This window comes from Flavobacterium sp. MMS24-S5 (assembly GCF_050320125.1).
Classification (GTDB): domain Bacteria; phylum Bacteroidota; class Bacteroidia; order Flavobacteriales; family Flavobacteriaceae; genus Flavobacterium; species Flavobacterium tyrosinilyticum.
In genome coordinates this window covers 910439-928967 of sequence record NZ_CP190016.1, presented here as the reverse complement: position 1 = coordinate 928967, position 18529 = coordinate 910439, and the positions used below count along the sequence as shown (strand labels likewise).

The 18529-nt window shown below is 33.3% G+C and carries 12 protein-coding genes; all 12 read left to right on the top strand.

The genetic code is table 11. The features are described from left to right. The first annotated feature begins 392 nt into the window (after window positions 1-392). The 12 genes from ACPWTF_RS03985 (at window position 393) to ACPWTF_RS03930 (ending at window position 18526) form a co-directional block, all read left to right on the top strand. A complete protein-coding gene (locus tag ACPWTF_RS03985) occupies window positions 393-2381 on the top strand; it encodes a hypothetical protein (RefSeq protein WP_427874513.1) in 1989 nt (662 codons plus the stop codon). Window positions 2382-2385: 4 nt separating this feature from the next. Next, window positions 2386-6813 carry a SprB repeat-containing protein gene (locus tag ACPWTF_RS03980; protein ID WP_427874512.1) on the top strand — a complete coding sequence of 1476 codons (4428 nt, stop codon included), beginning with the start codon at window positions 2386-2388 and terminating at the stop codon, window positions 6811-6813. Further along, window positions 6776-7534 (top strand): T9SS type A sorting domain-containing protein, encoded by a 759-nt coding sequence (locus tag ACPWTF_RS03975; protein WP_427874511.1) that lies wholly within the window; start codon window positions 6776-6778, stop codon window positions 7532-7534. The genes ACPWTF_RS03980 and ACPWTF_RS03975 overlap by 38 nt, the downstream gene beginning before the upstream one ends. A gap of 3 nt (window positions 7535-7537) precedes the next feature. After that, the gene (locus ACPWTF_RS03970) at window positions 7538-12721 is read left to right on the top strand and encodes a hypothetical protein (RefSeq protein ID WP_427874510.1); all 5184 of its coding nucleotides are present in this window, start codon (window positions 7538-7540) and stop codon (window positions 12719-12721) included. Beyond that, window positions 12718-13239, top strand: coding sequence for a hypothetical protein (locus ACPWTF_RS03965; protein WP_427874509.1), 522 nt, complete (start codon window positions 12718-12720; stop codon window positions 13237-13239). Before ACPWTF_RS03970 ends, ACPWTF_RS03965 begins: the two co-directional genes overlap by 4 nt. A 4-nt stretch (window positions 13240-13243) precedes the next feature. Continuing rightward, window positions 13244-13942 carry a hypothetical protein gene (locus ACPWTF_RS03960; protein WP_427874508.1) on the top strand — a complete coding sequence of 233 codons (699 nt, stop codon included), beginning with the start codon at window positions 13244-13246 and terminating at the stop codon, window positions 13940-13942. A gap of 2 nt (window positions 13943-13944) precedes the next feature. Next, the gene (locus ACPWTF_RS03955) at window positions 13945-14535 is read left to right on the top strand and encodes a hypothetical protein (RefSeq protein ID WP_427874507.1); all 591 of its coding nucleotides are present in this window, start codon (window positions 13945-13947) and stop codon (window positions 14533-14535) included. Between the two features lie 65 nt (window positions 14536-14600). Then, on the top strand, window positions 14601-14831 hold the full coding sequence (locus tag ACPWTF_RS03950; protein WP_427874506.1) for a hypothetical protein: 231 nt from the start codon (window positions 14601-14603) through the stop codon (window positions 14829-14831). Window positions 14832-14942: 111 nt separating this feature from the next. Continuing rightward, the gene (locus ACPWTF_RS03945) at window positions 14943-15560 is read left to right on the top strand and encodes a hypothetical protein (RefSeq protein ID WP_427874505.1); all 618 of its coding nucleotides are present in this window, start codon (window positions 14943-14945) and stop codon (window positions 15558-15560) included. 34 nt (window positions 15561-15594) lie between these two features. Next, window positions 15595-15780: a hypothetical protein gene (locus ACPWTF_RS03940; RefSeq protein ID WP_427874504.1), complete on the top strand. Its 186-nt coding sequence runs from the start codon at window positions 15595-15597 to the stop codon at window positions 15778-15780. 29 nt (window positions 15781-15809) lie between these two features. Beyond that, window positions 15810-17102 (top strand): IPT/TIG domain-containing protein, encoded by a 1293-nt coding sequence (locus ACPWTF_RS03935; RefSeq protein ID WP_427874503.1) that lies wholly within the window; start codon window positions 15810-15812, stop codon window positions 17100-17102. A gap of 80 nt (window positions 17103-17182) precedes the next feature. Further along, window positions 17183-18526 (top strand): PKD domain-containing protein, encoded by a 1344-nt coding sequence (locus tag ACPWTF_RS03930; RefSeq protein WP_427874502.1) that lies wholly within the window; start codon window positions 17183-17185, stop codon window positions 18524-18526. Window positions 18527-18529 lie beyond the last annotated feature (3 nt).

The window sequence follows — 18529 nt, the reverse complement described above, 5'->3', positions numbered from 1 at the left end:
GTTAGCGATCATATTTTTGTATCTGCAAGCAAAGGAAAGCGGTCATTTGAAACTGGCTATATCAATATATCCAGATTTATTATACTATGAATATATATCTAGTCCGTAAAAAAGGAGAAAGAAGATATTATAAATGATATTTTTTTGATTTTAATTCGTATGAAAAAAGCGATTAATTTTAATGTAATATACTATTTTTGAGGTTGTTATGCTTTTCTGTTTGTGTGTTGTTACATTGCAGTACGGGAAACCGTATTTAAATCATAATTAAAAAGATTACTTTTGTTTTTTTAATATGGAAATAATTACATCTTATGTCCCCAAATAAGTTTATTTTTTTCTTTTTATTGTTTATATCGGTATCCTATTCACAGACTAAACGTCCTGCTGTTGTGGTTAAAGCCAGAGCACAAAAGGATAAAATTTTAGTTCGCTGGGCTATCAATTCTCCAGCAGAATGGCAGAAAGCCAATAAAAAAGGATTTACAATTACCAGAACTACAATTCTACGCGACGGTAATGTCTTGCCTAAACCCGAAAAAGTACTTCTTAGTTCTAAACCATTAACTCCCGAACCACTAGATTCTTGGATTGATTTTGTACAGAAAGACAATAATGCGGCTATTATTGCCCAATCTATTTATGGCGAAAGTTTTGAAGTAACAAGTGCAAAAGAAGGTGATTTGGCAAAAATAGTTAATATGGCCGACGAACTAGATCAGCGATATACTTTTGCTTTATATGCTGCAGATATGAGCTTTGAAGGAGCCGTAAAAGCGGGTTGGGGTTATGTAGACACAGACGTAAAGAAGAATGAAGTATATGCTTACCAAGTAAAGGTTTTTGAAAGTCCGCAGGTAAAAGAAGCTTCCTATATGATTGGTCTAAAAGATTATTCGGTTCTGCCTGCTCCAACAGACTTTATTGCTGTTCCAGACGATAGAAAAGTACTGCTTTCTTGGGATTATGAAACCTTCAAAAGAATTTATACCTCGTTTATGGTAGAAAAATCTTCAGACGGAATCAATTATACGCCAATATCAAATACCGCTTTAGTTAACTTAAACGATAAAGACGAAAATCCGTCCAAAAACATGTACTTTGTTGATACACTTAATGTAAACGACAAAGTTTATCATTATAGATTATACGGTATAACTTCGTTTGGAGAAAAAGGAGAAGTTACAAAACCTATAACAGCGACAGGTGTTGCCGCTGTAGTAACTCCAGCAAGATTGGTAGATTATGCGATTATAAATTCTAATGAAGTGAATCTTGAATGGGATTATCCGAAAGAATCTGAAGGATTTATTCAAGGTTATGAAATTAATTTAGCAAGTAATGATAAAGGGCCTTATAGAGTGGTCTCTAAAATTATTCCTCCATCTGAAAGGAAACTCAAGTTTAAAGAAGAACTGTATCCGTCCAATTATTTCACCATTTCGGTTGTTGGAAAAAACAATCAGAGATTAACTTCTCAAAGTATGCTGGTACAACCAGTCGATTCTATACCGCCAGCCAAACCAATCGGGCTAGAAGGAGTGATTGATAGTCTTGGAACGGTTAGACTAAAATGGAAACCCAATACAGAAAAAGATCTTCGCGGATACCGAATACTAAGAGCCAATACTGAAGGAGAGGAGTTTGTAGATATTTACCATCAATCTTACAGCGGTACAGAGTATAAAGACAGCGTGAGTTTAAAAATGACGAACAGCAAAGTTTATTATAGAATTGCTGCTGAAGATATGCGTTATAATATCTCTGATCCTTCTGATATTCTGGTATTAGATAAACCCGATAAAATTCCGCCGGCTGCACCTATTTTTAAAGATTATGATAACAAAGATGGCAAAGTACATTTAAAGTGGATACGAAGCTATAGTGAAGATGTTGTCAGTCATAGTTTAAGAAGAAGAGAAAAGGGACAGGAAAAATGGGTCGAAATCAAACAAATAAATGATACGATTCAGGAATTTACAGATGATCGAATAGAAAACAAAAAGATTTATCAATATGCTATTCTGGCTAAGGATAAAAGTAATCTATGGTCTTCGTTAGATCATTCGGTAATCACGGTTAGTGTGTTGAATTTTACACCAGTAAAAGTGATAACATTTTCGCAAGGAACAGCAGATAGAGAAAATCGAAAAATAGTTCTTTCTTGGGACTATGCAAAGAATAAAGGCAAGGTTTTAGGCCTGAGTATTTACAAAAATGAAAAAGGGCTTCCGCCAACTTTATGGAAAGAATTAAACGGAACGGTTTTTACTTTAGAAGATAAAAATTTGAAAATTAATAAAGAATACGAATATCATCTGGTCCCAAGTTTAGAAAATGATAGTCCAGCAAAACCAGAGACCTTAACAGTTATTTATTAAGCCTATGAAGAAATTTTACTTATTTGTTATCTTGTTGGTTTGCGGATTGGGTTATGCTCAAGGTCAGACTGCGGAATTGGGTTCGTACGAAGTTATTTTTAATGGCTCAGTTTATAATGATGAACACCATAATTGCGGGACTGCATTTGTTACTTTAGAATTTAGCACTCCTGCAGATAATTATAAAGCCTTAGATATTACTTATTCTGATAATAGAAAGACTGATTACTATACTAATGTGAGAACTACATTCAAAGCGAATAAAGTTCTGCAATCTTTGTACTTTTCTGCTTCAAGATATGATAAGCATTCTTGTAACGGAAATAGGCCTTATAATATGGGGAGACTTACGAGAAGAGATAGATTTCTTTGCTATAGTGATGATTTTCAATTTAAAGAATATAGAAATGTAGGCAGTGACGGGGATGGACTTGGTACATCTTCATTTAACATACAGATTCGTCCTGTGCTTGTAGTTGTTGATCCTGGGAGTAAAAATGATTTGCCAACCGACACAAAAGTTACGGTAAGTTCTAATACAGGGTTTGACAGTTCAGAATATAATTGGCAGTTTTCATTTGATTATACCAGTCCATATGGTTGGGTCAACATGCCACAATTTGCAACAAAGTCAAGTTTTACTGCTAGTGCAAAAGATATTTTAGGTGATTCAGCGGGAGAATATCATGGTAAAAAGATTTATATAAGACAATTAGGATGTACTTCTGTTTCTAATGTGGTTACTTATATTGTACGTCAGTCGGCTCCTTTAATTGAATCTTATCAAGAACAAGAAATGACATGTTTTGGTTCTAATGATGCTAAAGTGAACGTAAAATTTAACAGACCTCTATTTAGTACCGAAAAATTGATTTTTAGTATTAAACGCTTTGATGAAATTTTAAATAAGTGGACAGACGTAATTTGTTCAGGACAAGCAGATAAGAACTCGTTTAGTGGAAGTAATTTTATAGCACCATGTAATTTTGAAAAAGGACAGTATAGCCTAACATTCGCGGGATTTATTAATGATGCCACTACGAGCTCTATATATATAGATAGTAGCCCTTATAAATTTAATATAGGGGCGCCCAATCCTGTAGATTTTTCGATTAAGAAAAAGAATGATATTAATTGTCATGGCGGTTTAGATGGTGCAATAACGGTAACGGCTACTGGAGGAGCAAAAAGCGGTATTTTCCAATATTCTACCGATCATGGAGTAAATTGGAAAGATTTTGAAAATGGAGCGACAACTTCTATAGAAGGTCTTAAATTAGGCTATCATTATGTTAAAGTTCGAAAAATAAAAGATGCATCTGACATACTTGGCTGTATAGCGCTAACGCCAGAAAACAAGGAAAAAGAATTATCAGAAGAAATTACTCAACCTGACGGGCCGCTTGTTGTAGAAGGTAAAGTTTCAAAATCGAATCCTACTTTTCACAAAGCTGAAAATGGTACAATAACAGCTTCAATTTCGGGTGGAACACCTATAAAAGGTAATTCGTATGCTTTTATTTGGACAAATAGTAAAAATGATAAGATCGATGCAAGTAAGTCATCTACTCAATTTGCGAATAATGTTTTTACCATTTCATTAAAGAACGTTCCCGCCGATACTTATAAATTATCTGTAACAGACGAAAGAAATTGTTTGATAGATCAACAAATAGATCCAAATTTAGAAGTTACATTAATTGATCCCGATCCAATTGAAATTAAAATTACAGTGGAGCAACAGATTTCTTGTAATTCAGAAAGCCTAAATCCGATTGGTGGTGAAAGTAAATCCGCAGACGGAATATTAAAAGCTACAGTAAGCGGTGGTGTGCCATTTGAAGGAGGAAATAATGGTGGTCAGCCTTATAAAATTTTCTGGTCGAAATATAATGAGGATACCAAAGAATGGGATGAATTGTCTGAGTATAAAAAACTACTTGCCGAAAATCTTTCTGAAGGTTCCTACTCTTTAAATGTTGAAGACGCTAATGGAATAGTACAGGGAACTTACGATACAGAAAAACTCTTAGAAGCAAAAGCAGCTATTCAAAAAATTTCTGAACCTGATAAAATACAGCTGTCCTATACTTGGGGAGATGTTTCGTGCCATAAAGGCAATAACGGATGGGCAACTGTAACCGCAATAGGAGGAACTGGTGTTTATACATATAAATGGTATAATACAGGAGAAGGAACTGTCGATGAAAATAAAATATCAAATTTAATTAAAGGAACGTATGCTATTGAGGTAACTGATGAAAATGGATGTTTTAGCACATTAAATATAGATATAGATGAACCTGATTTCGCTGTAAGTATTAATTATGAGACATTAAAACCCCCTACTTTTTCAGGTGGTTCTAATGGTAAAATTATAGCAGAAATAAAGGGAGGAACAGAATTTGATCCTGCATCAAATGAAGGCCGACTATATAATTACGAGTGGAAAAACTCGGCTGGCTTGGTACAAAATCCAACTGCAGAAGTAATAAATGGAGTTTATACTATCACCTTAAATAACGTGCCAGCAGATTTTTACTATTTGACTGTAACAGATAAAAATTACAATGAAGCGACTGGCCAGACAGTTAATTGTACGATTGCAGAATCTGAAGTTCAATTGACAGAACCAGACCCTATAAAAGTGGTTTTCAAAATTGTTCAGACTATTTCTTGTAATGCCAAAAATGAGTTTGGAGACAATACCGATACAACTCCAAAAGATGATCAAAGAGATGAATCTCAAGATGGAATTTTGAAGGCTTATGTTACAGGTGGAATTCCGCTTCCATTAGATGAAAATAATGGATTGCCTTATTATTTTTATTGGAAAAAACAAAAGGACGATGGTTCTTGGATTGACTTAAAGAATATAAAAGGAGAAACAGCTTCAAATCTTTCTTATGGAACTTATGCGCTTAATGTAAAAGACAGAAATGGAATCGTTTTAGGAACTTATGTTAACAATGAGCTTGCAGAGGCGATAGATGTTACGCAATTTATGGATCAGCCACCAGTATTGTCTGTGAAAATCGCAAAAGGAGATGTTTTTTGTAATGGAGGTAATGACGGATGGGCAACTGCAACTGCAGAAGGAGGAAGCGGAGATTACACTTATGAATGGTCTAATGAAGTAAAATCGGATAAAAATACCGTTTTAAAAACAGGAAATTATTGGGTAATTGCAACAGATAAAAAAGGCTGTACGGCTTACGCTGAAGTTTTTATCGATCAGCCAAAAGCGCCGCTTGCGATTAAATATACAGAGGTTGTAAATCCGAGTTTCTACAAAGCAACAAATGGAAAAATTGTAGTTGAGGTTACTGGCGGAACTATTGCAGCAGACAATACATATTGGTTTGAATGGAAAAATAGTAAAGGAGTAGTGCAAACTAGTTTTACAACAAGTTTTGAAAATAGTGTTTATAGAATATCATTAACAGGACTTCCTGAAGAAACTTATACTTTAACGGTACGTGATGCTAATTACAATGCGGCGACAAATAAAACGAGTTGTACCGTAGCTAATTCCGTTATTGAATTAGACGATCCGGATCCGATTGAAGTCACTTTTGAAGTGATTCGCACTATTTCTTGTAATGTGAGCAACGAATTTGGAAACGAGATTGATGCTAATCCTCTAGATAATCAAAGAGATGAGTCGCAAGACGGAATTTTAAAAGCGAATGTAACAGGAGGTATTCAGCTTAATAAAGAGAAAAATAATGGATTGCCTTATTATTACACTTGGAAGAAAAAACAAGCCAACGGTTCTTGGGCTATCTGGAATAATACAGGAGATACAGCTGAATATCTTTCTGAAGGAACTTATGCACTAAACATTGAAGACGCCAACGGAATAAAACTGGGAACTTATGTGAATAATGTTTTAGTGAAAGAAATTGATGCCGAAAAGTATATTCCACAACCAGATCAGTTGAAATTAACCTTTACGAAGTTTGATGTGGGCTGTACGACTGGAGATGACGGTTGGGCAGAAGCACATGTAACAGGTGGAACGCCGCCTTATACATACGAATGGACAAACGGAGAAACAACTTCTAAAATAGAAAACATTACCACAAACAATTATTTTGTAATAGCGGCAGATGCAAAAGGATGCGTGGTTCAGGGAAGTATTTTTGTGGGAGATCCAAACGGAATACTATCAACGGAAACGGTTAAAAATCCTATTTGCTATAAAGGAAACGACGGATCTATAGAACTTAATGTTACAGGAGGTAATTTGCCTTATACGTATTTATGGAATACAGGAGCAGTTACCAAAGATTTAAATAATCTTACGGCTGGAAATTATGAAGTTACGATTACTTGTCCAGAGTGTTGCGTTTACAAAAAGCGATTTGTTTTAAAAGATCCTGAGCCAGTTATTGTCAACGTTGGTTCAGGATCGAACTTTATGTATTGACCAAAGTCTAGATTTAGATGCTTCAATTAAAGATCCGCAAGCAAAATATAGTTGGACTTCTACAAACGGATTCACTTCAAATGAAGCAAAAATTAATGTGTCAAAAGCAGGAACATATCATGTAAAAGCTACTACGGCTTTAGGTTGTATTGGCGAAGATGAAATTGTGATAAAAACGAGCCAAATGGCCATTAGCGCAGAATTTTTATTGAGTTCTCAAGCGTATTTAGACGAGGAAGTAATTTTGGTTAATACCAGTAGTCCTTTTGGAGAAAGCACAGATTGGGTTATTCCAAACGGAGTAAAAGTGGTAGAGCAAAAGGAAAAATACGTGACCTTAAAGTTTGATGCAGTTGGAGTGTATTCAATTGGCTTAAAACAGACCCAAGGAGAATGTTATGCAGTTTTTACCAAAAATATCATGGTAGAAAAACGCGGTACATTACCAAATACCGAAACGGCATCTCAATTTATTATAGATTTTATTGTAACCCCAAATCCGAACAATGGTAATTTTAAAGCAATTGTAAATTTAGAAAACAACAGTGCGATAAATTTAAGACTGTTCTCCTCTTCTGGACAAAATACGATGATTCAAAAACAAGACTCAGGGAAGAAAAAGTACGAAGTAGATTTTAATACTTCACTACAATCGGGTATGTATATTTTAGTATTGGAGACAGGACAGCAAACATTGGTTAAAAAAATTATCATCAATTAAAAAATGAAGAACCTTTTCAACAACCTATATTTCATTGTTCTATTTCTGTTTTTTAATGCAGTTGGATATGCACAATTGTATCCAGTTCAATTAACACCAGTTTTCAATAGTCCGTATAGCGTCAAAATATCCGATTATGCAACAAGCATGGATACGAAGATGCAATTGTTGATTAATCCAACCGATATCTCTATCTCGCAAAGAAGAGTACGCTTAAAACTGTACATACAAGGCAACGGATTAAATATCCAAACTTCTGATTATGCACAGGAACAAAGGCCAATATATATAAATGGAGGGGAACTGCAAACCTTAACCAATGTTGATATTGCATCTCTTTTTAGGTTAGAAAACCTGCAAGGAATCTCTGCAACGCAATATGCGAATCCGTTGCCAGAAGGAATGTACAATTTTTGTTTTGAGATGTACGATTTTGTAACGAATCAAAAAATATCTCAAAAAAGTTGTGCTAGTTTATACCTGATATTAAATGATCCACCGTTATTAAATACACCGCAAAAAAACGAACAAATTGCTTCGACAGAATTTCCTAATATTTTATTTACTTGGACACCGCGTCAGATCAATGCAACAAATGTTTCGTATAAATTTGAGCTAAAACAGCTTCTAGATCCAACATTAGATCCTCAAATTGGGTTTCAAATGTCGCCGACTTTATACGAAGAAACTTTATTTGGAACCGCTGTTCTATACAATTTAAGTATGCCAATACTTACTCCAGGTTTACGTTACGCATGGAGAGTACGAGCGATTTCGACAACGGGACTTTCAGAAAATGCTGTTTTTAAAAATGACGGATACAGCGAAATATATTCTTTTAAATATACGGCTTCATGTACCGCGCCAACGTTTTTATTAAGCGAATCGCAAAGTTCAAAAAGTGTAAAAATTACTTGGGAAGGAGTGCCAGAGCATACGCGCTATCAGGTACAATATAAAAAACAAGGTGTTCGGAATGCACAGTGGTTCTCGTCAAATAGTTTAAACAAACAAAGTTTAATTACCAATTTAGAGCCAGGAGTAACCTATGAATTTAGAGTGGGATCGAGCTGTGATCCGGCTGAAGACGGAATTCAGTCGTTTACTTATTCTAATATAAGCACTTTTACCACACCAACAGAAAGTAGTGGTGTTCCTGCATACAATTGTGGTATCGTTCCGCAAATCAATATTCAGAATCAAAAACCGCTAACCAATTTAATTCAAAGCGAGACATTTAGAGCTGGTGACTTTCCTGTAACTATTTTAGAACTTAGAGGAGAAAACAGCCCATATTCTGGACTCGGATATATCATTGTTCCTTATTTAGCCGATACTAAAATTGCGGTAGAATTTAAGGATATTGTGATCAATACCGATTATCAATTGATCAGTGGTGTTGTAGAAACAAGCTATAACCCAGATTGGAAAAATGTTACCGACATTGAAGATTTCACAGGAGAGGGTAAAGGCGGACAAATTGAAGAAAAAGTTCCTTTTATAATTAAAGATATTGTCATTAATGCTAATGGAGATATACTTGTAAATGGTGTTGACGGCGAGCAGATAACCATTCCTGGAGGAAAAGACACTGTAATTACAGACAGCGGTGTTGTAGATAAAGACGGAAAAGTTGTTGTTCCTCCAAAAGTTTACACGGTAGACAGTGAAGGAAATGGAAGCAATCAAGGTGTTGCAGTTGCCGAAGGAGGCAAACCATCGCCAGAAAATACAGATGGCGTAGATAAAAGTGGTCAAGCCACAGCATTTACGGCCAAAGGTATTTCGATTGCTTTTTCTGGAAACGGAAGCAAGTATGCTTTTGATGTAATGCCAGAAGGTGCATCTGCAGCTTTAAAGAAATTGTATGCCAAAGCAGGTGATAACGTATTGCCGTATAAAGCCGTTTTGAATGGTGATTCAGATACAATGTTGGCTACGGTAACCGTTACAGATGCCAAAATAAATCTCGATAGCATAGTTTTTAAAACCCAGAATGGAGCAAAAATTGACTTTACAAGAAATGATAAAATATTTGTTCTTACTGTAAAAGGGAGTTTAACGTACGCCGAAGAACAAATATTAGCAACCGTAAAACAAGGTGATAAATGGCAGGTTATTGGCGCATTTATGCTAGTGCATATTTCTCCAAAAGATGTTAATGTGGCCTTGGTTCCTACTGATGATATCTCTGCAAATAAGTTAAATGAAATTATTGCTGAAACACAGAAGATTTATAGCAAAATTGGAGTTAAAATTAACTTTAAGAAGGAGGCTATTTTTAATATAGATAAGATAGTTTCAGGCAATGTAATTCAAACCGAGAAAAATACTATTACTTCTACTTACAGTGCAGAACAGCTAAAGATAAATGCATCATATCAAGGTTCGCGTAACGGTTATGTTTTGTTTATTACAAACAAGATTTCTAGCACAAAACAAGATGGATATATGCGTTTAAATGGACAATTTGGATATGTATTCGCGAAAGCTAATAATGGCAAAGAAAATCTTGCTACTGCAGCTCATGAGTTAGGGCATGGAATCTTTAAGCTAGAACATCCTTTTGAACAGTATAAAACAGCCGAAGGCAGTACCAGTTTCTTAATGGATTATAGTACCACAAGTACTCTTTTAAACCATTTGGATTGGAAACAGATTAATGATCCTGCATTTAAATTATATGCGTTTCAGAGTCAGAGTAGTGGGGAGCTTAATAAATTTGCCCATTTAGCATTAACACCAAGTGGAGTTCTTATAGATGAGTTTTATTTTAATAATGAGAGAATAGTAGTTTCAGTAGCAATTGCGAAAAATTACATTATTAAAACCATTAAATATAATGATAAATATTATGAATGGGATATAAATGCAAAAGCATTCATTAATGGTACTGAAAAGATTGTAGCAAAAAAAGTTTCTAAAACGATAAACGATAAAGTTAATCTATTTAGATCTAGAGGTGATGGTTGTGATTATGATTATGTATTAGTTGAATGGAATGCAGAAGATGAAAAGGTTAAAGATGTTAACGCAAGGGTTTTAGAAAAAATAAAAAACATTCCTGAAAGTGATTGGAAGCTTTCTCCTTTTGATATAAAAGACGGCTCGTGTTATAATAATTTCGCACAAGAATTATTGTCAAGAGATTTAAGAGATTGCTCATCTTCTGAAATGCAAGATGGAATTGCAGAATTAAGAGCGGTAATGAAATTAACAGATGGAGAAAAAGTTGCGACCTCTGTTAATAATGCTTGTATGTCAGCTATTAGAAACTTAGCTTACACAGAAATTGAGAGCCTTATCAATACAATTTCAACGCAGTCAGCGTTAAAGGAACGTTCTGAATTGGCGATTTTGCGCTTAATGAGTGCTATTAGAACTGATAATTATACCAACTTTTATGCATTTTTAGAGAAGGAGACTAATAAGGTTTTAAAAAAGCTTATAGGAGAAATAGATGATGCTTCTGTTTACTTTTTAACTGATAAGAAAAACTATACAAATTTTATAGGGGCTTTAGTAACAATGTTTAATCAGGCTCCAAAATCTATAGAGAACAGATGGCCTAAGGAAACAGATGATTTCGCAAAAAGAGTAATAAATCTACAAGGAATAGATTATAGTAGTGATACATCATCATTAATTAGTCCAGTATTTACCTCTAAATACAATGAAGGAGTATATAGTGAAAGTACAGGAAACGTCACGTTGAATGATAGGTATATTACTTATTTCTATAAGGCATTTGATACTAAAGGTAGTGGAGTAAATAAAGAAGAACATATTGAAATTATAGAAGAAGTTTCTCCTTTGACTCCAATTATAATAGTACCACAACAAGGAAAACTACCTTTGATAGCAACAGCTTTAGGAGATAATGATTTAGGAAATAACCATTATATTGTTCCAGCAATTTTCTTAAAATACCAAGATGATAAAGTAAGGAATGATTATATTGAGAAAGGTATAGTTACGACACTGGATTTAGCTACTATTTATTTTAGTGGTGGTACTGCTTTGGCTGCTAAAGTAACATGGGTACGTCGTGGCTGGGCTATGGCAGAAGTAGTAGGTGCTGTTGGAAATATCGCAGTAAACACCGAAACAGTAGATTCAAAAAGTACTTTTGGACAAATCATTAATGCCTACAATATGGGTATGGCAGTTATTGGAATGAAAAATGTAGCTGTAGGTGGATATAAGTTCGTATCAAAGTTACCAGCTGCAACCAAAGCTTTACTTCAAGAGAATAAGGCTATTAAGAGTTTATTAATTGCACAGTATACCGAATGGAGAAGTCTTATAGTTAAAATAGATGATTTATCGCCTGCACAAAGAAAATTAGTTACTGAACAAGAAGAAGTCTGGAGAGTGCTTGGGTTTATTGATGAGGTAGGTGACATGGTCTATAAAAATGTGAAATTTAAAGATTTTGTAAATTCCGTGAATGATTTTGCAGGTGGAGCTAAAGCAGAAATTGCAGAACAAGCATATAAATTATGGGGTGAGAATAAATGGGACGAACTTTATGATCTATTTAAAAGTAATGATCTTAATCACTATAAAGGTATTAATTGGCCGCCATATAATGGATTTTCTAAAATAAAGCAGATAATTAGTGGAAAAAATTATAAGTTTAGAATAGATAGATTTCAAAAAGAAGCAAGTTTATCAGGAGGATTTGGAAGTCCTATCTTAAAAAATTCTGAAGGCGTAGATGATTTAGTTTATACTTATGATTCAAGAATGCTGAGTGACGATATTAGCGAAGGAACCTACTATTTTGTTTTTGAAATGAGTGATAAAGCTACTGATGTAGATCTTAAAATAGGTGATGTAGCACCATGGTTTAAGAAGGAGGCAGATTTAGCTGGAGAACAAATAGAATTTACTAAAAAATTGCATTTCATGGATGCCAGCTATTTCAAAAATTTAGAAGCTAAAATATATTTAAATGGCAAGTGGAGAAACTGCGTTGTAGAAGGAAAAGAGGTAGTAACCGATTTGCAAACGGTGTTTAATAAATTACCTTTAGACGTTTCAGATGATATAGTAGATTACATAAATGCATCTTCTAAGATACTTTCAGATTTTAAAGAAGCTCAGAAAGCGGGGAAATTAGATGAAATGATAGAAGCTTTCGAGATTTTTAGAAAAAATAATATTAAAAAACCATGTTTATGAAATTAGATAGTCAACACTTTTATAAAGCTTTAAAAAGTAATACAGAAATTATAGCAACAGAATTAGAGGAACTTAATTATGGTCGAATGTTTTGGAAATTCGATTTTCTTGTAAATAATTCAAAAATCGATATTCCATTGTTGCAATGTGAATTTGAAGGACTTTTTGTAAATCTGGATCATTTTAAAATGGAATCAGAAAATGGAATATATATTTACATTCCAAAATATAATCCTATTATATTCAATACAGATACTAAAGAGTTTAAAGAATATAAATCTCCTATTGAACCGAGGAATAATGATTTTGTGAGAAATTATTTTTTTGATAATAATTTGATCATTCTTCATGAAAGAAGTGTTTATAGAATCAATTTGGAGACAAGTGATATTGAACACATTTCATTCGAATTCGGAAGTGTTCTGTTGAATGATATTTATTTTTTAGATGGAAGATATGTACTAAAGTTTAAGAATTTGAGCAATTACGAAGATGAGGAAAAAGAAATTAAATTGTAGTATAATGAAAAAAATAGTAATTCTTTTTTTTGTATTGCATTCGTGCTTTTCTTATTCGCAATGCCTTAAGTTTTTGATGGAAGATTTAGCAATAAATGGTAAAGAATTTAAAGCGCTCGTTAATGAAAATTCGGGTTTTAAGGCTTGGCAAGTTTTAGCAGAACATGCTCCATCGCTTCGTACAGATTTGAATGAGTTAAATTTAGTATCTAAAAATTTAGAAGCTATTGAAAAAGCGGGAGGGTATACGAAATGGAAAGGATTGTATAAAGCAAGAGATTGGAAATCAATTCAGCATATAGCCAATAAATTTCCAACCGAAGAAATGCCTTTAGATGGACAACTTTGGGGCATAGCAGAAATTGAAAGTGGATATATTAAACAAATGGCCTCTAAAGGAAATACATTTAATGATGTTGATTTTGTAATAACAACAAATGGTGAGTTAAAAATAGGGAAAAAGCATCATTTTTTAGGAAATGCGAGTAGTGTTGAAGCAGCCGGTACAATAAAGACTGTCAATGGTAAATTAAAAAAAATTTCAAATTCGTCTGGACATTATTTTCCGACTGTTGATGAGACAAACAAATTTCCTGAAATTTTTAGACAACTTGGTATAGATACTAAAGGGGCTTCATTAGAAATAAAATATTTAGATGATGCAGGAAATTTAAAAACCCAAACGAAATTTATTACTGAATAATTATGAGTGAAATTGAATTAGCAAAACAACTTTATGCATCATCACCCTTAAATAGATTTAGGATTCATACAAGTATTAAAGAAAAAATAGAGATGCTATCTATTGATCAAAAAATGAATTTATTAGTTTTTTCATTTAAGAATTATGACAGGAGTTATAATATAGAATTATGTTTAGCATATACTATTTTGTGGAGAGACTTTAATGGGGATAATTGGAAAAGATTAATATTAGAAATGTTTCCAAGAAAAGTAAAGTTTGAAGAAGGAGTGAAGGAAATAAATACGAGCTTCTATTTCGATATATTTTTGCTTAATGGAATTATAGGAGTTTCTCCATTTGAGTTTATTTTTAATGAATTTGAGATACATGTGAAGGAAAAGAAAGAATTTCTTAATTATTTAAAGTTTTATGGTGATGTGTTTTTTTATTACAATGAACGAGAATTGATAGAGGATATAGTTAATTATTATGAATTAGAAACATTTGTAGATATAGTAAAAATGAAAGAGTATATTCTAACAAATTTAATTTTTGAACCATCAATGAGTCATTCCGATTTATTAAATCGATATGAAAAAGACAATAATTAATAAAAATTACTCGCCTCGTACAGATATCAATGAGTTAAATGTGGTGTGTAAAAACTTAGAAGCTATTGAAAAATCAAAGAGGAGTTGAAACTTGGGATGTTATAATTGCTGATACAAAATTAAGTAAAAAAGATCAGATGAATTTGGGAGACTATTTTGGAGTTGGCCTTCTTTATTTTAAAAAACTTATTATTATGCGAGTTTGTAGAAATGACAATTATACTCACTATAAACAATGGTTAATAAATACCTATGTAGAAGAGGAATTGCAAATGAGATGCAGAATGGAATGGTGAGTTTAATTTATTAAACGAGCTAATTGAAATTTTAGAAACTGAATATTAGTATATAGGAATAAAAGTAAGAAATAAATACTTTGTATAACAAAAAAAAACAAAAACTAACAAATGAAAAAAAATCTTTTAACCCTAATAGTAATGCTAATTAGCATTGGTGGGTTTACACAAAAATTAAAAATTGATAAAGGAGAACTAAAACTAGACGAAAAAACAATAGGTTTTGTAGAAGGTAAAAAACCTCTTTTTACCATTTTTAGTTTAGATAAAAGTTACTCAATTACGGCAGAACTAAAGAAAGCTCCAAACGAAGATTCTATGGTATTGCCATGGATTGAAATTAAAGATGAAGCGACGGGGAAATCGAACGAATTAGAATTTAAGAACAAAAGCAGAAAATTTAGTGCCTTTAATTACGACCGCAGTATAGTCTATGAATTATTGGATAGAGGTATGGTAGGAGCAGAAGGTTTAAACAAAGAAGCAATTGAAAGTTTTATCAATGGTGAATCAGCAGGTATAGCTGCAAAGCGTTTGGGCGTTCAAGGCGAAATAGATAATGCTGGTAAAATTGCAGATACTTATCAGTTAGCGATTGATGATTATGGTACAATCTTTAGCATTAAGGCACAAAATAAAGATATAGACGATAAAAGAATCGGGTTTATCAGAGTGACATCACCTTCTCAAAATGGAGATTTAAAATATGAAGTAATGGAACCTAGATAATAATTTAGTAGGAACTTGGTTTGCCAGAGGCGGTATGTTCTCAGGATATGAAAAACTACTAAATCAGGAAGTGATTACATTCAATGGGAAAGTGTTCAAAGCGACTTTCGACAATAGAGGAAACCCTACAGGTTACAAAATGAGCAAAGATATAACAGCAATGAATATTGCGAGAGTTTTGGTTGGAAATGGATATACTTTAGGAAGTCAGTCTAAATAGAATTTAAAAAAATGTATAAAATAATTAAAATGAAAAAAACAGTCTTATTAGCCGCAGTATTGCAACTTTTTATGGTACTAGGTAGCTGTAGCTCGGATTCAGATAGCACTTCAACTCCAGAACCACCAGTTGTTGTAATAAAAGCAGCAAAAGTAACATCCTACTCTAAAAACTTTGGAGAAGCTGGAGAAACTATTACAATCTTTGGTGAAAATTTTTCCGATAAGATAAGCGATATTAAAATTGCTTTTGATGGTGTTTCTGCAGCAGTCGTTTCGTCGACAGCTACTGAGATTGTATTCAAACTGCCGTCAACTGAAAAACTAGTTCCGCAATTGTCTTTAACAATTGAAAATAGGACCATTACGAATGAAGTTAAGAATGATTATAAAGGAAATATAGGCGTTTTACCTAAATCATCTACTACTGATTGGTTTACAATGGACAATGTTCTGAAAAATGAAAATAAAGTCTATAGTGTTCAAGTCGTTAGCGATAAAATAATGTACTATTCTATGGCTGATTATGGAGCAAGTGGAGTTTACAGAACGATTGACGGAGGTATTACTTTTGTAGAATGGGGAAGAACTGGTTTTTCTGGGGCTTTTTCGGCTACTAAAAATGACGAAGGCTGGGCAGATACAGCATTTGGAATTCAAAAGGTACCAGTTGGAGGTTCTCCAACAATGGAATTTATCAGCGCAACAACAAAGGGTATTTATTACTCTGTTTATGTTGATGATGATATGAAAAAGGGAACTATAATTACTTCATACGGAGATGTTTATAGTACAGCTGATGGAGTTGAGTTTTCACAAGTCTATGATGCTCATTTTCTTGATAAAGGTTTCGATTCAGGATCTATAATCAAATCTGATGAAATTGACAATGATCATATTTGGGCTATTGGTATGAAAAAAGTGGAAAATATATATTATCCTTTTATTTTATTTAAAAATAATGAAACTGAGGGTTGGAAGGAACATTATTTTGCAAGTGAGCCAAATACTTTAGCAGCAGAAGTATCTTTTGCAGATAAGGCAAATGGTTATTTTTTAATTAATAACTCTACCATTTACAAAACTACAGATGGCGGTGATACTTGGACTAAAATTTATAGTGGAGAGAAATTCACAAAATTGGTATTTAAAGATGCTAATACCGGTTGGGCAGTTTTAGAAAATAAAATTTACAAAACAGTAGATGGAGCTAAAACATGGACACTTGATTACACCAATACTCAAGCGATCAAAGCAATTGGTTATAAAAACAATATTGTTTGGGCTATTTCTATAGATAAAATTATCAAACGTTATCTGTAATTTTTAATCAATAGAATTCAAAATAGAGAATAAAAAACACTGCAGTTTTTTAATAGCTGCAGTGTTTTAAAATGCACTGAATGAAAAAAACTTTACTCTTATTCTTACTTTTCGTTATTACTTCTTGTTATCAGGAAACTGCTATAGTCATAGAAGGTGAGTTCACGACTTCGTATGTTGATCAAGATGAATCTATACCCGTTATTATTAAAATTGATAATAAAATAACGGGTGCAGATACATATGAATGGACATTTGAGGGCGGAAACCCTTCTGTTTCAAATTCTAAAAATCCAGGCGAGATTTTATACAGCAAACAGGGAACCTATACCATTAAAGTAATAGCAAAAAATGTAGATGGTGAGAGTAGAGAATTTACTCAAACTGTTGTAATAAAAGAAGGCATTAATATTGAGTTTACACATGAAATTGTAAAAAGCAATTACTCTCCTGTTGAGGTAATTTTAAAGAATGCTACTATTGGAGAAGGCTTGACTTTTAATTGGGAATTTCAAGACGGTTTGCCAGCTTCTTTTTCAGGGAAAACACCTCCAAATGTTGTCTTTACAACTCCTGGAGAACACCTAATAACTTTGACGGTGTCAAATGGTTTTGAATCTGAAAAACAGACTAAAACCATTACTGTTGCTCCGTATTTGGTAAGTTTGTTTACCTATGAGCCAAAGTTTGAAGATGATGATTATGAAGCTCCTGTAACAATTAATTTTACAAACAAATCTGTAAGTGCAACCCATTACAAATGGACATTTGAAGGCGGAAATCCAGCTGTTTCTACAGAAGAGAATCCGACTGTGGTTTTTACAAGTGCAGGTGCTCATGAAGTTACTTTAGAAGCTTTTAATGATAAAACAAGTCAGATTTTCAAATCGACTATTACAGTTCTGCCCGATACAAATCTGCGAACATTTACTAATGTAAAATTAGGAATTAACACAGCACATAACGGCAATAATATTGGTGCCATGTTCTCGACAGTTACACGCGAAGTTTATAAGGCAAACGAAATTAACGATGAGAATAGCAGTCTAGTTGATATCGTATTTCAAGGTTTAAACAGCAATTTTACCTATAACAGATTCATCTCACCAGATCAGGCCAATAACTATGGTTTTTTAGCATTAAAAAATGCACAAAGCACCATTTTTGTAAATTCTCAAAGCTTGTGTAATTGCGGTTTAAATTTTACCGAAGCACAATTCGACAGTATGGTAAATGACACGCCTATAAAAGCATTAAACATAAATTATAGCGCTGGAGGAGCACAGGAATTTGGATTTACTTATCCGAGAATCATTTTATTTAAAACACAAGACGGCAGAAAAGGCGCCATTAAAATAAAAGAAATGGTAAAGAACGGTGCAAGTTCTTATATTTTATGCGACATCAAAGTCCAAAAACAATAACCG

Bases quoted from the DNA above. Each gene is read 5' to 3' on its own strand.
- ACPWTF_RS03955 (WP_427874507.1), top strand. From the start codon at position 13,945: ATGAGTGAAATTGAATTAGCAAAACAACTTTATGCATCATCACCCTTA.
- ACPWTF_RS03980 (WP_427874512.1), top strand. From the start codon at position 2,386: ATGAAGAAATTTTACTTATTTGTTATCTTGTTGGTTTGCGGATTGGGT.
- ACPWTF_RS03940 (WP_427874504.1), top strand. From the start codon at position 15,595: ATGTTCTCAGGATATGAAAAACTACTAAATCAGGAAGTGATTACATTC.
- ACPWTF_RS03935 (WP_427874503.1), top strand. From the start codon at position 15,810: ATGAAAAAAACAGTCTTATTAGCCGCAGTATTGCAACTTTTTATGGTA.
- ACPWTF_RS03970 (WP_427874510.1), top strand. From the start codon at position 7,538: ATGAAGAACCTTTTCAACAACCTATATTTCATTGTTCTATTTCTGTTT.
- ACPWTF_RS03965 (WP_427874509.1), top strand. From the start codon at position 12,718: ATGAAATTAGATAGTCAACACTTTTATAAAGCTTTAAAAAGTAATACA.
- ACPWTF_RS03960 (WP_427874508.1), top strand. From the start codon at position 13,244: ATGAAAAAAATAGTAATTCTTTTTTTTGTATTGCATTCGTGCTTTTCT.
- ACPWTF_RS03945 (WP_427874505.1), top strand. From the start codon at position 14,943: ATGAAAAAAAATCTTTTAACCCTAATAGTAATGCTAATTAGCATTGGT.
- ACPWTF_RS03930 (WP_427874502.1), top strand. From the start codon at position 17,183: ATGAAAAAAACTTTACTCTTATTCTTACTTTTCGTTATTACTTCTTGT.